Here is a 14613-nt window from a genome sequence, read left to right as displayed (position 1 = left end):
TAAAAAAATCCATTTCTGCTGTAAATCCGGACTAAACCGGATTCAGATAAATTAGCGCAGCCGACGACCACGGTTCTTATGGATTTTACTTTTTGCTTTGGCCCTGCGCTTCTCTAATATTGAGCTGCGGCGATTATCCATTGGAGCCTGCGTAGGATCAGGTTCATAACCTTCTAACCACTCCTGAGGTAGTCGGTTATCGAGCAGTTCTTCAATCGCTCTCAGCGCCCACTCTTCATCATGGCTCATCAGTGAAATAGCACGCCCGGTCAAACCGGCACGGCCCGTTCGACCGATACGATGAACATAGTCCTCTGCTTTAAAAGGCATATCATAATTAACCACAAAGCCAAGCTGTTCAATATCAAGGCCTCTGGCTGCAACATCTGTCGCAACTAACGCCCTGATCTTTCCGTCTTTGAATTCTGATAACGCACGCTGTCTGGCACCCTGGCTCTTATCGCCGTTAATTGAAACCGCTTTAATGCCATCTAAAGAGAGCTCTTTTGCCAGCGCATCTGAACCTTGCTTTGTTTTGGTAAAAATCAGCACCTGATGCCAGTTTCTGGCTCCGATCAAGTGTGACAGTAATTCACGTTTGCGGTGCTTATCGACCGGGTACACTATTTGCTCAACACTCTCGGCAGCACTGTTAGCCGGCGTTACCTCAATCAATTTGGGCTCGTTCAGGATCGCGTATGCAAGCGTCTTAACGTGTTTTGAGAACGTTGCAGAGAAAAACAATGTCTGACGCTGCGCTGGCATCCGCTTCATAATACGTTTTATGTCTACAAGAAAGCCCATGTCCAACATGCGATCGGCTTCATCAAGGACTAAACACTCAACACGGGACAGATCAACCGTACCGACAAAAGCGTGATCCAATAGGCGGCCCGGAGTGGCAATCAGAATATCAACTCCCGCCTTCAGGGACTTAACCTGAACCCCCATACTGGTACCACCGTAAGCAACGGCCACTTTTACCGGGACATTCTTGCTATAAGAAACCACGCTATCATAGACTTGCTGTGCTAATTCACGGGTTGGTGTTAGAACCAAGGCCCGAATAGCATTGGCTTTTTTTTCTGGATTATCCGTTGCCAGCAAGCGATCCAATATGGGTAACGCAAATGCAGCCGTTTTGCCGGTTCCTGTTTGTGCGCCGGCCATAATGTCATGCCCTTCCAACACTTGTGGTATGGCTTGCTGCTGAACGGGCGTTGGCGTATTAAAACCTAGCTCAGTGACGGCATCGACTAACTGGCTATTTAGCCCTAATGCTTGAAATGACATTATGTTTTCCTACAAATAAAACGGTAAAGAGAGCGGATTTTAGCAGATCTGTTTTGACCTATCACATTTAATGCTAATAATATGATGATAAATTTCAGACGCAAAAAAAGCACCGTTGCGGTGCTTTTTATCAGTGAAGTAATGATGATACCAATTGGTTACTTCTCAATATTGAGGAAGGCAGCTCCGCGAACACCGCCCGCATCACCGTGTTTTGCTTTAACAATCTTAGGTACACGCGCAACAGAGAGCAGATGTTTGGGTATACGCTTAGGGAGTTCTTCGTAAAGAAGCTCAAAGTTGGATAAACCGCCACCTAAAACAACAGCATGCGGGTCTAAACAGGTAAACAGGTTGGCAAAACAAATTGCCAGTAATTCCAGAAAGCGTTCAACATGCTCGACAGCTTTTTCTTCACCTTCAGCATGAAGCCTGATGATCTCAATCGCTTTCAGCTTTTCGCCATAATAGTGAGCATACAACTGCTCAAAACCACGACCAGATAAGTAGTTATCGATACAACCTTTATTATCACAACCACAGCTAAATAACGGGGCCTTTTCACCTAAGTGAAACCAGGCATCAATCGGCATACGCGTATGGCCCAGTTCGCCAGCGACATGGTTCATGCCCGAGAACACTTTGCCATCAAACACTAAGCCGCCACCAAATCCCGTGCCCAGAATCAAACCTAATACTGATTTTTCATCTTGCATCGATTCGTCCCATGCTTCAGAAAGCGCGAAACAATTTGCATCATTATCAATAGACACGCTACGACCGAGTTTCGCTTCTAGATCTTTACGTAAAAAGCGCCCTTTGGCAGCAGGAATGTTCGAGGTTAATACCGAACCATCACGAGCATCTTCCATACCCGGAATACCGATACCGACAAACCCTTCGCAACTAAATTCCAGATCAGCTTTTTGAATGATACCAACAATAGTATCAACCAATTGATCGTAGTCATCACCCGGTGTTGCTACACGCTCTGTTGCTACACGCTCAAGTTTTTCATTAAATGCACCAAATTCAATCTTGGTTCCGCCTACATCAAAGCCGTAGTACATCTTTCACTCCCTAAAAATAAAACCTTTGATTCAAAAATTCATCGTCGCTGTTCACTGCAACTATTTCGTTCAAAAACAAAAAAAAAGTGTTATTGAACGAAATAGCAGAAAGTTTTTAGCTTACAAAACTGAAAAAATTATCCACACTTCTACGCCTACAGACTGTGATCAATAGCTAATTTAGTGTGCGATTTTACCGCAGTCGCTCGCGTTTGCTGAAAGAAACAGCGAAATATTACATCCAGAGCTGTGTGGTACTCATTATCAGGGGGTATTTTTAGCAAAGAAATCCATTTCTTTATACCCAGTAACTTTAACGCTTTATTGGTTCACGCCGCGGGGGATTCAAGGTTTGTTACCAACTTATTTTTCAGCATGCTAATTGCTGAGTCATCGGGCAATAGTCGGTTCATTTTACCTGTCATGTAGTTTTCACGGAACACATCAAACCATAGATCAAGGATTTCCGCATTATCGCTTTCACCAAACAAGTCAATGATGCGGGCTGCAACCTCAGCCGTACCCAGCTGATTCTCTTTTGACGCTTCTCTTACCTTGTAGCGAGAAGGTTTTTCCGGATTAATCGACAGCACCGGAAATCGATCCAGATACGGACTTTTACGAAACATTTTCTTTGCCTCGGCCCAGCTGCCATCAAGCATGATAAATAACGGACGTTTGTTCTTGTCCAGATCAATGTGCGTTGCTACTCGCTCAGGTGTGGCATATTCCGCCGGAAAAACCACATAAGGTTGCCACTGCGGATCATTGAGCAGCGCTAACATTGCCTGATTAGGCTCAGTACGAGACCAAATATAAGCAAACGTATCTTCAAACAGATCCGCAATGAGTCGTCCGGTATTACTCGGTTTTAGGATCTCGTCATCAAACATCACCAACAAAAATGCCGCATCAGATGACACTGCTGGTTTTTCACTACAGATGCAGAGATGGGTACGTAGCATACAAAGGCGGCAACGCTCTACTTTGCAGCCTCGTGCTCGAAATGGTCGGGTTGAACGAGCCAGTCGTTCTTCATATAAATCATGTACAGCGTGAATGCGCATAGCGGCTCATTATCTAAAACAAAACGCCTGCATTTTACTGGCGCGTGATTTTGTTGCAATCAAAAGTCACATTCTGTAAGAAAATAATACGACATAAATATCCCCATGCGACTGCAAGATGCATCACTCCCAAAAGCCGGGTTTTGAGGCGCTTGGGCATAATAGCCATCATATTTATCAGAACTATTTCCAAACGACAGCAACAAAAAAGACGACCTAAGCCGTCTGTATCACTGATATTAAGTTCCGATAAATTAGTCGTGCAGACCGATGGCACTATCAAACAGGTTTTTCACCAAACCAATATAGTCTTCTAAGAAGGCAATCTGTTCGTTCGTCGGACATCGACGCCATGCGCCGGCTAATACTTCACTCAGATCGTCCACCACCGCATCCGCTTCTCGCATCAGCATAAAGCGAAAGTCGGATTCTAAGTCAGGGTTTTGAGCAAACACGGCCATTAAATTTGTTGCAATCATATCGGTCACAACATCTTCAACGGTATCTGCAGATACATCAGAACTCACCCTCTCAAACAGCGAAAGGTGCTCAGTAAAATACTCAATCAGCGCGTGATAACCTTCAGATTCAACAACCATAATGATTCGTTCATAATTATTATAATTTTATCAATTGTAAGGCTAATGATTAGAATTACAATGCCTTAATGCACGGAATTTGCGATTAGGCGGTATCTTTTTTTTGATTGGAAATCGGCTCATAGAGCGTGGTTTGATTACGTCCAGACTGCTTCGACTGATATAACGCCTGATCGGCTTGTTCCAGCCACTCTTCATAACTACCCAGGTCAGGGTACCACTCGCACACACCTAAGCTGATCGTTACGTTAATACTTCTTACGTCAACCGAAACCCTGGCTTGTTCAACCCGCTGACGAAGACGTTCGGTAAAGTACAGTCCCATCTCTGCCGTCGTGCCAGGCAAGATGATCCCAAACTCTTCACCGCCATAACGCCCTGAGATATCACTCTGGCGTTTCGTTCTTCTCAATATACTGGATATGATACGAATAACACCGTCGCCCGCGATATGGCCGTAGGTATCATTAACTCTTTTAAAATGGTCAATATCAAGCATCACCAAGGTCGATGGGATCTGGGTCTGGCAACAACGCTCGAACTCCTCGGCAAGGCAGCCTTCCCAATGCCCACGGTTAAACAGTTGAGTAAGGCGATCTGTCATACTCAAATGGGTCAATTGCTTATTTGATTCACGAAGATGGGTTTTATTTTTAGCAATATCAGATACATCGGTTACCGCCAGACAAATATGGGACATGTCTCCGCTGAGTGACTTCAGTGGGGTAAGTGTCATGTTTTGATACATGATCTCAGAACCACCGGATACCGGGCTGAAGTTAGAAAAGTTGAAAATTGACGGTCGATCTTCCCATGATGTAAATGAGCGCATTCTGAGCTTGAACGTCGATTCAATCTTGTTTTTCAGCCACTCTTCGGGTAAGTCGTTCACCGTATCAAAAAGATTCTGTCCCATAATACGTTCAGAGGATATGCCACTATAAGCCTGCATAAACGTGTTCCACGCTAATACCGTGTAGTTTTTGTCTAAAATAACCACCCCTGCATCAATATTATCCATCACCTGCATGGTAAGGTGAAAATCTGCTAACGTGATTTGATTCAATGTAATGTATCCATAATTTTGATTATGACTTGGGTTGAGCCACTATCCATTAAAAACAACACATCACATTCGAGATCTAACGATTCAGCGTGATAGGTATACTCTACGGTGAAGAGATCAGAAGTGACATTATCAGTTTTATTCCATACCATATATTCTTCGAGAACAATAGGTTGGCGAACTGAAAAGGGGATATTCATTTGCTCAGAAAGTGCAACAAGAAACGATGACACCATTAAATTTGCTATATCGATTACAATTTCATTCTTGTGCTCATCCATCTGACTAAAACCTAAACGTTCACCAAAAACGCCTATGTCTTTACCTCGTAAACTCACCAGCGCTTCACCGTGAATCCCCCCTCCAACAAAGCGCTGTGCAATCGCAATCGAATTACCGTTGTTCTTTATATCCGTAATCGCCATTGCCAACTCCCCTGCCCCCATATGGGCAACATTGGGTAATGGCATCTTAATAAATTCCCCTAAGTGATCCGAAATGATCGCGGCTCCGCGCCCTAAAGCCACGTTAGCAACTTCTTTAAAGATACTTATATAATCAAGATGTTTCTCGGAAAAATGTACGGGTAGAGCCGCCGAACGGGCTGTAATGCCAAGTTCTTCAAGTAACCTTGTGAATTGTTCAGGGGCAAACGGTTTTGCCAAGAAATGATCAGCGCCAAGTTCGATACAACGATCAATCGCCTGTTTTTGCACATCCGCGGATAAGATTATAATTTTCGTATCATAATCACGGACAGGCAGTGATCTCAGTACTTCAAATCCGTCCATTACTGGCATCGTCAGATCTAAAAACATCACATCAATATTATGCTGACTCAAACACTCAAGCCCCGCCTTACCGTCTTCGGCATAATGCAGGTTCAATCCGTCGTCTTCAGGTAACCAACGTAAAATTGCTTTGTGCACTAATGCTGAGTCATCACAGATGAGTATATTCTTTGTAATTATCACTAGCCGAGTGCGCCTCTGGGGATCAGATCGTAAAGCTCTTATAATAATCGATTGCACTATCATTCATAACCACTACGTATGAAAATTATTGAATAAGTGACGTGGGTCTGCTTTTCCTGCTCTCGGTATTATGAATTTTTTAAATCCATGATGAAACATGATGTTTTTCATTCACTTTGAAATATCTATATCCATCAATTCAGTAAAAGCACTGCTTCAATACATCGCACCAGTACCTGTAAACCGAAGAACGCAGCATATTACTTCATCGTTATAAAACAATAAGAATCGATGTGAAATTGCGGTTATCAAGCTTAAGCAGATGTAATACACTCTGCTTGCTCATACATAATAATTAATAGGAAAACCCTTAATGAAAGTCATCCGCTGGTCCTTAGGACGCCTGATCTTACTTTTGAATTTTATTTTTTCTCCAACATCCATGAAGCGGAAAAATGAAGAACAAGAAACCGTCAACCAAGCCGTATCAAAGCTTAAGTTATACCAATTTGCGGCTTGCCCGTTTTGCGTAAAAGTCCGTCGAACAGCGAAACGTCTGAATCTGCCATTGGAAGCTCGTGACGCAAAAGTTTCGCCATGGGAGCAAGAACTGCTTAACGAGGGTGGTAAACGTAAAGTACCTTGCCTGCGTATTGAAAAAGCAAACGGTGATGTCCAGTGGATGTATGAATCCAATGACATCATTACATATTTAGAAAATCGCTTTGCCTAGCGCTCATCAGATCACGTCTGATAAGTAAGACGCAAACATTAAATCAGTGAGCCATATCTACTACTGAAATTTATAGCGGTGCAATTTATGGTTTTTAGTGACACACTATTTTTAACTCTATAACTTGCTGGTTTTACGCCAACAATTACGTTAGCTGTACGGCTGACACAGGACAATGAATGAAACGAACCAAAACCATCACTACAGACGATATCCTGCTAAAACTTTGCCAGTCTTTTTCAAAGGTGTTATCAAAAGCAACCGATAGCAACATTAACTATTCTGCTATGGTTCAAAAAATCAACAAAACCAGCCTGAAACCTGATATTGGCTGTTTTGTACTCTTTGATGGCGGTTTCACAGGCCTTGTTGTGAGTAACTTTTCTCAACAGGCTGCGCTGGAGCTTTACAGAGAATACATGTTGAAGATGGGGATCTCAGAAGAAGAATTAGCAATCCACCATACTTCTGATGAAGTTGCTGATGTGCTTGGTGAATTAATGAACCAGATTGTCGGCGACTTCACCAGCAAGATACGCCGTGAATTGAACATTTCGATTTCTCAAAATCAACCAAAAATGCTGGCTTTAAATAAGCAAATACTTTTATCGGTTGATACTAACTTAGATCGTCCGCAGGCACGACGCGTCAGTTTTACCACTGAAAAGAACAATATCTTCTATCTCGAACTGGCTATGGATAAAACTGAATTTATTCAACTTGAAGAATTTGAACAACATAGTGAAGTCGATCCGGATACGATTTTCGATAATGCAAAAAAAGACCAACAATACATCGCAGCGCCATCTTCATCTACTCAAGAAGTGGATTTAGACCTGATGGATGAACTGGGTATTTAATTCATCGTTAAGAGACACTTGATGTGTCTCTTTTTTTTCCTGCCATACACTCTTTAATACTCAAAATAAGATTCGTTTTGCTAGACTGTATTGAATCCCCATGCTTTCAATAGGTATGATCCATGCAGAGACCACGTGACAAACCCAAACTGAGTTCGCAACTATTCTCTGCTATTGCACCGTTTCTGACAATCATTCTTCCTTCTGTATTCATCTCACCTTCTGCAATGGCAGAGAAAATCACGTATGCCGAACTTAAACCTGGCGATGTCATCACGGTTAGTCTTGATCAGCTTCTTCCAACCCAATCTGTACTCGCCTATGACAATGAATATTCAAACCTGGGTCGTTATGCCGAAAACCTTAAATTTATGTATGACGATCTTTGCCGTCTCAATGGTGCGAAAGGTATAGAAAAATGGACTGAAGATTCACTCCCCACCGATATAGCATCATATCAATGTATTGATAAACCAGGCGAGCACATTGATGACCTGTCAACCGTCGTTGTTGGCCCTGAAAAAGGAGTGCTCTATCTAACAAACAACCACCATATTTTATCAACTTTTTGGGATATGCCTAATGGTGGTACCAGCGTGCCTGTAACACTTAAAGTCGAATATAACCTGCTAGCGTCAGGTGATGACTTCTGGCCCGAAATGCTTCACGATAAAGCGGTCTGGCTCTATGACAGTAAAGGCGAAAAAATCAAACCCAAAAGCCTGCCTGGATATCTGGGAACCAAACAGTTGAAACATGATCCGTTCCTTTCTTTAGTCTATTTTCTCAAAGGTATTAGCTATGAAACACCTAAGAAAACGAAAAAAAACAAGCTAAACAATGAGCCCTCTTTTCTTGAACTCTACTGGTCTCAAATTTTACGTCAAAAAATGAATATATCTGAATACGACCTCAATGTTCCTGAACAATATGCGATAGCATTGACGGAAGCCGCGACAATAATGGTTGATTTAGACTCTGACACTATTATCGGAAAATCAAATAAAACAGCTAAAGAAATGGGACAGTTAAGCCAAGTCAACGCCAGAGCACTCGACGCTTTGCTGACTGACAGTAAATCCAAGTGGCATTACGCGATGGCCTATCGGCTCGAAAAAAAAGAAAAGTCGACCCCGAAAAGCTTATTGGACGATAAAAAAGAGTCAGCAGAAGAAAGCGCCAAAGAAAAAGATAAAACTGCGCCAGAAGAGAAAGAGGTTAAGAAGTGACGCTCGATATTTCAGCAATCATTGAGTATTAGCGTATATCGTCAATCCTTTCATTCCGTTGTTTCAGTGTTGCAAAGTGGAATATTACCAATGAACTACGTGATTCTACTCTTTGGTATTTTGATCCTATTTTCTGGTTTACTCATTATAATTAAACCTGCTTATATTTTTGACTTCATTCGTAGCCATTCAGAATCAGTTAGTCTCCATATTTTTGCGGTTATAATCAGACTGATTTTGGGTGTGGCACTCTTAACATATGCCGCTGAATCAAAATATCCTTTTATCTTAGAGATCATCGGGTGGCTTTCAGTCAGTGCAGCTATCATATTTGCAGCAATCGGCCGCTCTCGATTCACACGCTTAATCACATGGGTACTCAGCTTTACATTGCCCTTTTCTCGGTTAGGTGGGATCGTTGCAGCCTTTTTCGGATGCTTTCTTATTTATGCAGTCATTTAAATACTGAGGCTCTGTTACCGGAGAGGTGACACTTGTCGATGTCTGTAGACACTGATTAAAGATCAACTGCAATAATGCAGCTGATCTTTATTGCCAATTTAGTTCATCAATTCACCGAGGCCTACTTGTGGCGTGCCATCATCTGTATAACTGAGTTCGCACTTTACTATCTCCCCAAGAGTCTCAACGTGCGTATAATCGTCATTTGCGAATTTGATTGCCGCAGCAGGGCTTAGCCAATCACCATAACCACACAAGTCCACCCAACTTATCTTCATAACTTTCATGATAATTAATCCTTTCCGGAAGGTTCAACTAATACGGTAACGCCAATTGGCATGTTGTCACGTCGAGATGACAACTATCTCATATTATTGAGAGATATAGATCTGTTCGTATGACTTCTCAAAATTACTAACAGGTAATATTGTGTAACGGATCAATATTACGTTCAAAATAGGCAACTGATTACCAGCCCAAAACCTGACAACGAAGACTTAGTCTAAGCTGCCTTTAATTCTGCCCATGTGCGTCTGTTAAAAATCAACTACGAGTAAATATGATCTCGTTAACAGTTACATTTACTTATAAAAAAGGGCTTGCACTGGGCAAGTAATCAACATCAGAATCAATGCATTCACGCGCATATATTTAGTTGATGTATAAGGAATATACAATGAAGTGGTTTGTTCGAATTGGTGTTGGTCTGATCGGCTTGTTGGTGCTGTTAGTAGGAGTGGTGCTGGTACTACCGGCTCCGGAAATACCGAAACCGGATGGCGCCCACAAGGTTGGTATCACTGAGTTTGAAGTCACCGAAGGTGATCAGTTTGTTCATGTCACGGCCTGGTATCCGGCTAACGCAAGTGCGGATGGTGAACGATTACCTTATATGCCAGCCTACCTAGCCGAAGCATTAGGCGCACAACAGGGGTTCCCGGGCGAGCTGATGACGGATGAGCGTCCGACAGAATCTATCATTAATGCTCAAGTGCTTGCAGGAACGCACCCAGTTGTGATTTTCAATCACGGCTATGGCTCCTTTGCTCAACAGAACTTGACCAATATGGAGCAGCTTGCAAGTCATGGCTTTATCATACTGGCATTAGGCCATCCCGGTCATAGTCTGATTGTTAAACGGATCAACGGTGATTTAGTTCCTCAGCAGAGCAGTGTTGCTATCAGCGCTGACGATTTCAATATCGAAATGGCTAATAAAATTTCGATAAATTACAACCGATTACGTCATAGCCAATCTTTGCCTGAATGGCAGCAACAAATGCAACAGTATGAACAGTCTATTATGAGCAAGGCTGTTAGCAACTTTCAGCCATGGCTGGAGAACAATCAACTGTTACTTGACGCACTGCCAGATATCGCCAATGGTGAACAACAAACACTGTTAACAGGGCACCTTGATCTCGACCAACTGGCTGCGCTGGGTCACTCGTTCGGTGGTTCCATAACTTCACACTTAGCAATGAACGACGAGCGGGTTAAAGCAGGTTTCAACCTAGATGGAAATCACTTCTCCTTTTCGGTCAATCCCAACAGCAGCGCACCAGTATGCTTTGCCTATTCCACCGAAAATCAGCTAGAAGGCATTAATAATGATTATTCATGGGCTAATCAGCAGGTGGCAAAGGCAAATTCAGGGGGAGGCTGTGAGGCGGTATTCACAGGGGCCGGTCACATGAATTTCAGTGTACTGAACCACATTCCACCACTGAAATACGCAGGTATTCTTGGCAGCATTGATTCGGAAGTTATGCATAACGCAAGCAATGCATTGCTTGTACAGTTTTTTCATCAGCATCTGAGAGAAGGCCAGCCACTGCTTGCGCCCGAAGGTGTTGAGCTACGGCTGTACTAAAAAAGCACATATAATACCAATTCCATTAATTATCTAACGATTCAGAACACCACTGGGAGTCAAGTTCAAGGATAGCGATTGATAGAAGAGTGGTTCTCTTTTGAAATCGCTGCCCCGCCACTTTAGCGTCAGCCGTAAAAACCTCAAATTACCACTAATGATTATGGCTAATTCAAAGGTCTAAATGAGTACTCAGCTCTCTGTTAGTTTTTTGTATTGATAATTACTGATGAGCAAGGATAATAACATTCCTCTTCATATTGCTAATGATGTCTGTAATGCGCCTTGATCGATTTATTTGTAAAAGTACCAAGTTAACCAGAGCTGAAGCAACGCAAGAAATCAATGCCGGGAATGTAGTTGTAAATGACAATGTGATTGAATGCGGAACTACTCAAGTTCATGAAAATAATACCATTACGCTTCATGGGGAAAAACTGATACCGCGTAGTTCGCGTTACATAATGATGCATAAACCTCTTGATACCATTTGCTCAAACGTTGATGAGGTTTATCCGTCTTTATTCAACTATATTGATATCGAGAACGCATCTGAAATGCATATAGCGGGTCGTTTAGATGCTGATACCACCGGTTTGGTATTGGTCACGGATGATGGCCGTTGGTCGTACAATATCATCACACCGAATAAAAAGTGTGAAAAAGTGTACCGTGTTGGCTTGCGTGACCCTATCGCGGATGATGTTGCTTTTAAATTTCAAAATGGTGTTCAGTTACAGGGTGAAAAGCAACTGACCTCACCGGCGAAATTAACGGTTATTCACCCCAAAGAAGTCCTTTTAACAATAACCGAAGGCAAATATCATCAAGTTAAACGTATGTTTTCAGCAGTTGGCAATCGAGTTGCCTCATTACACCGTGAAAAGATCGGCGACATAAATCTAGATATTGGACTCGGTGAATGGCGTTATTTAACGACCGATGAAATAAAGTCCTTTTAATATCAACTTATTTCGTTTTTATCAACTTAATCAATTGACCTTTATATTTTATCTCATAATCCATATATGCCGCTCGCCTACATTTTTCCAGCGCGCTCTCGAAATTCCAGCTAAATTCACCTTATCGCTTACTGCTTTTTATGGTTTTTCATAACAAACGTATCTAGCTTGTTGGCAAAATTCTGACGATCAGCCTGATTCAACGTCGCAGGGCCACCCGTTTGAATTCCGCTGCTTCGCATGGTTTCCATAAAATCACGCATCTGTAAACGCTGCTTAATCGTGTCTTTGGTGTACATTTCACCGCGAGGGTTTAATGCGTGTACCCCATTGGTGATCAGTTCATCGGCTAAGGGAATATCAGCGGTGATCACCAAGTCCCCTTTTTCAGCTTGTTGCACAATGTGATTATCTGCCACATCAAAGCCTGCCGGAACTTGTGTTGATCGGATATGTGGTGAAGGCGGCACTCGCACATGGTGGTTTGCAACTAATGTCACCATGATCCCTACTCGGTTTGCCACACGAAACAAGATCTCTTTAATCACATTCGGACACGCATCGGCATCAACCCAAATCTGCATCGTATACTCTTTCCTATTTTGTTGTTCATGAGTGAACACCATTTTATACCAATTGGCATAACAGACAAAAAAGCCGCCATTAATTAACGGCGGCTTTTTTAGCTTCTATAGTTTGCCCGTATTTGAAAACTAATCGTGCAAACCAATAGAGCGGACTAATAAATTAGCCAGTAAGACCTTGCTTACGTAGGTACTCTTCGTAAGTACCGTGGAAATCTTCAATACCATCTTTGGTGATTTCAAGGATACGGGTTGCAACCGAAGATACGAACTGACGGTCATGAGAGACAAACATTAATGTACCTTTAAAGTTCTCAAGCGCAAGGTTCAATGCTTCGATAGATTCCATATCCATGTGGTTGGTTGGCTCATCCATCAGAAGGATGTTTGCTTTTTGCATGATTAGCTTACCAAACAACATACGACCCTGCTCACCACCAGAAATCACTTTTACCGACTTCTTGATGTCATTTTGTGAGAACAGCATACGACCAAGGATACCGCGAACAACTTGCTCGTCGTCGCCTTCTTTCTTCCATTGGCCCATCCAGTCAAGAAGTGTCATATCTTGTTCGAAGTCTGCGCTATGGTCCTGAGCATAGAAGCCGATATTGTGGTTTTCAGACCACTTAATCATACCTTCCATTGGTTCCATTGCACCAGCAAGAGTATTAAGGAACGTTGATTTACCGATACCATTCTGACCGATGATTGCGATACGCTCGCCCACTTCAACCATTAGCTTAACGCCATTGATTAGAATGTTCTCGCCGTAACCTTGTTTCAGACCTTCCACTTCCAGTGCATTACGGAAAAGCGGTTTTTCCTGGTCAAAACGAATGAACGGAGTTTGGCGGCTTGAAGCTTTCACTTCGCTCAGCTGGATCTTGTCTAGCTGCTTCTGACGAGAAGTCGCTTGCTTTGCTTTCGATGCGTTAGCAGAGAAACGGCTTACGAACGTCTGAAGTTCAGCCATCTGTGCTTTCTTTTTCGCATTATCAGCATGTAGTTGATCTCGCGACTGCTCTGCTGCGATCATGTATTCATCATAGTTACCAGGGAACAGGCGAAGTTCACCGTAATCCAGATCAGCCATGTGAGTACAAACACTGTTTAAGAAGTGACGGTCGTGCGAGATAATGATCATTGTGCAGTTACGTGCCAACAAGATCTCTTCCAACCAGCTAATTGTGTGAATGTCCAGGTTGTTCGTCGGTTCGTCAAGAAGCATAACTTCTGGGTCCGCGAAAAGAACCTGTGCAAGAAGAACTCGTACTTTAAGACCCGGTGCAACTTCGCTCATTAGGCCGAAGTGCTGCTCTTCAGGAATACCAAGGCCAAGAAGCAATTCACCTGCACGCGCTTCTGCAGAGTAGCCGTCCATTTCTGCGAATTCTGTTTCTAAATCGCCAACACGCATGCCATCTTCATCTGACATTTCAGGTAAAGAATAGATGCGGTCACGTTCTTCTTTAACAGCCCACAGCTCTTTGTGACCCATGATAACGGTATCAACAACAGAGAACTCTTCGTATGCGAACTGGTCCTGGCCCAGTTTAGCCATACGCTCATTTGGATCTAATGAAACAGTACCGCCTGACTGCTCTAATTCGCCGCCAAGGATTTTCATGAATGTTGACTTACCACAGCCATTCGCACCGATTAGACCGTAACGGTTACCGCCGCCGAATTTAACTGAAATATTTTCAAACAATGGCTTATCGCCAAACTGCATTGTAATGTTAGCTGTAGAAATCAAGGTACTGTTCCATAAATTGTTTATGTGTCAAGCATTAAAAAAGCCGACATCATTCGCCAGCTTCTTCAATTTTAATTGCGAG

Annotated in this window: 15 protein-coding genes; 6 read left to right on the top strand and 9 right to left on the bottom strand. The window is 42.8% G+C overall.

From position 1 onward, the window contains the following. Positions 1 to 51: 51 nt before the first annotated feature. From AC2204_RS05225 to AC2204_RS05200, 6 genes are all read right to left on the bottom strand, one after another. Complete coding sequence (locus tag AC2204_RS05225; RefSeq protein WP_318924429.1) at positions 52 to 1293, bottom strand: DEAD/DEAH box helicase; 1242 nt, start codon at positions 1291 to 1293, stop codon at positions 52 to 54. A gap of 158 nt (positions 1294 to 1451) precedes the next feature. Continuing rightward, positions 1452 to 2363 carry an N-acetylglucosamine kinase gene (gene nagK, locus AC2204_RS05220; protein WP_318924428.1) on the bottom strand — a complete coding sequence of 304 codons (912 nt, stop codon included), beginning with the start codon at positions 2361 to 2363 and terminating at the stop codon, positions 1452 to 1454. A gap of 329 nt (positions 2364 to 2692) precedes the next feature. Beyond that, complete coding sequence (locus AC2204_RS05215) at positions 2693 to 3430, bottom strand: tRNA-uridine aminocarboxypropyltransferase (RefSeq protein WP_318924427.1); 738 nt, start codon at positions 3428 to 3430, stop codon at positions 2693 to 2695. A gap of 254 nt (positions 3431 to 3684) precedes the next feature. Next, positions 3685 to 4029 (bottom strand): DUF3802 family protein, encoded by a 345-nt coding sequence (locus tag AC2204_RS05210; RefSeq protein WP_318924426.1) that lies wholly within the window; start codon positions 4027 to 4029, stop codon positions 3685 to 3687. A gap of 85 nt (positions 4030 to 4114) precedes the next feature. Beyond that, the gene (locus AC2204_RS05205) at positions 4115 to 5095 is read right to left on the bottom strand and encodes a GGDEF domain-containing protein (RefSeq protein ID WP_318924425.1); all 981 of its coding nucleotides are present in this window, start codon (positions 5093 to 5095) and stop codon (positions 4115 to 4117) included. Continuing rightward, entirely contained in the window at positions 5092 to 6024 is a 933-nt protein-coding gene (locus AC2204_RS05200; RefSeq protein WP_413466676.1) for a response regulator, read from the bottom strand. The genes AC2204_RS05205 and AC2204_RS05200 overlap by 4 nt, the downstream gene beginning before the upstream one ends. Positions 6025 to 6442: 418 nt before the next feature. Here AC2204_RS05200 and AC2204_RS05195 point away from each other — a divergent pair, with 418 nt between their 5' ends. The 4 genes from AC2204_RS05195 to AC2204_RS05180 all read left to right on the top strand — a co-directional run bounded on the left by AC2204_RS05195 (position 6443) and on the right by AC2204_RS05180 (position 9353). Beyond that, on the top strand, positions 6443 to 6802 hold the full coding sequence (locus AC2204_RS05195) for a glutathione S-transferase N-terminal domain-containing protein (protein WP_318924424.1): 360 nt from the start codon (positions 6443 to 6445) through the stop codon (positions 6800 to 6802). A gap of 179 nt (positions 6803 to 6981) precedes the next feature. Continuing rightward, positions 6982 to 7662: a DUF3334 family protein gene (locus tag AC2204_RS05190; RefSeq protein WP_318924423.1), complete on the top strand. Its 681-nt coding sequence runs from the start codon at positions 6982 to 6984 to the stop codon at positions 7660 to 7662. 122 nt (positions 7663 to 7784) lie between these two features. Further along, complete coding sequence (locus tag AC2204_RS05185) at positions 7785 to 8891, top strand: ParB/Srx family N-terminal domain-containing protein (protein ID WP_318924422.1); 1107 nt, start codon at positions 7785 to 7787, stop codon at positions 8889 to 8891. Between the two features lie 90 nt (positions 8892 to 8981). Beyond that, positions 8982 to 9353, top strand: a complete 372-nt coding sequence (locus AC2204_RS05180; protein WP_318924421.1) for a hypothetical protein — start codon at positions 8982 to 8984, stop codon at positions 9351 to 9353. Between the two features lie 98 nt (positions 9354 to 9451). Here AC2204_RS05180 and AC2204_RS05175 read toward each other — a convergent pair whose 3' ends face one another. Beyond that, positions 9452 to 9640, bottom strand: a complete 189-nt coding sequence (locus AC2204_RS05175) for a hypothetical protein (RefSeq protein ID WP_318924420.1) — start codon at positions 9638 to 9640, stop codon at positions 9452 to 9454. 389 nt (positions 9641 to 10029) lie between these two features. On the opposite strand from AC2204_RS05175, the gene AC2204_RS05170 reads away from it, so the two are divergent. Beyond that, complete coding sequence (locus AC2204_RS05170) at positions 10030 to 11226, top strand: alpha/beta hydrolase family protein (protein WP_318924419.1); 1197 nt, start codon at positions 10030 to 10032, stop codon at positions 11224 to 11226. A gap of 278 nt (positions 11227 to 11504) precedes the next feature. Continuing rightward, entirely contained in the window at positions 11505 to 12188 is a 684-nt protein-coding gene (locus AC2204_RS05165; protein ID WP_318924418.1) for a pseudouridine synthase, read from the top strand. Between the two features lie 128 nt (positions 12189 to 12316). Here AC2204_RS05165 and AC2204_RS05160 read toward each other — a convergent pair whose 3' ends face one another. Then, the gene (locus tag AC2204_RS05160) at positions 12317 to 12772 is read right to left on the bottom strand and encodes a YaiI/YqxD family protein (RefSeq protein WP_107282706.1); all 456 of its coding nucleotides are present in this window, start codon (positions 12770 to 12772) and stop codon (positions 12317 to 12319) included. 163 nt (positions 12773 to 12935) lie between these two features. Continuing rightward, complete coding sequence (locus AC2204_RS05155) at positions 12936 to 14531, bottom strand: ABC-F family ATPase (protein WP_318924417.1); 1596 nt, start codon at positions 14529 to 14531, stop codon at positions 12936 to 12938. Positions 14532 to 14613: the final 82 nt, after the last annotated feature.

It is taken from the genome of Photobacterium sp., assembly GCF_057456235.1.
This window is presented reverse-complemented; position numbering and strand designations above follow the sequence as displayed.

Bases quoted from the DNA above. Each gene is read 5' to 3' on its own strand.
- AC2204_RS05225 (WP_318924429.1), bottom strand. From the start codon at position 1,293: ATGTCATTTCAAGCATTAGGGCTAAATAGCCAGTTAGTCGATGCCGTC.
- nagK (WP_318924428.1), bottom strand. From the start codon at position 2,363: ATGTACTACGGCTTTGATGTAGGCGGAACCAAGATTGAATTTGGTGCA.
- AC2204_RS05215 (WP_318924427.1), bottom strand. From the start codon at position 3,430: ATGCGCATTCACGCTGTACATGATTTATATGAAGAACGACTGGCTCGT.
- AC2204_RS05210 (WP_318924426.1), bottom strand. From the start codon at position 4,029: ATGGTTGTTGAATCTGAAGGTTATCACGCGCTGATTGAGTATTTTACT.
- AC2204_RS05195 (WP_318924424.1), top strand. From the start codon at position 6,443: ATGAAAGTCATCCGCTGGTCCTTAGGACGCCTGATCTTACTTTTGAAT.
- AC2204_RS05190 (WP_318924423.1), top strand. From the start codon at position 6,982: ATGAAACGAACCAAAACCATCACTACAGACGATATCCTGCTAAAACTT.
- AC2204_RS05185 (WP_318924422.1), top strand. From the start codon at position 7,785: ATGCAGAGACCACGTGACAAACCCAAACTGAGTTCGCAACTATTCTCT.
- AC2204_RS05180 (WP_318924421.1), top strand. From the start codon at position 8,982: ATGAACTACGTGATTCTACTCTTTGGTATTTTGATCCTATTTTCTGGT.
- AC2204_RS05175 (WP_318924420.1), bottom strand. From the start codon at position 9,640: ATGAAAGTTATGAAGATAAGTTGGGTGGACTTGTGTGGTTATGGTGAT.
- AC2204_RS05170 (WP_318924419.1), top strand. From the start codon at position 10,030: ATGAAGTGGTTTGTTCGAATTGGTGTTGGTCTGATCGGCTTGTTGGTG.
- AC2204_RS05165 (WP_318924418.1), top strand. From the start codon at position 11,505: ATGCGCCTTGATCGATTTATTTGTAAAAGTACCAAGTTAACCAGAGCT.
- AC2204_RS05160 (WP_107282706.1), bottom strand. From the start codon at position 12,772: ATGCAGATTTGGGTTGATGCCGATGCGTGTCCGAATGTGATTAAAGAG.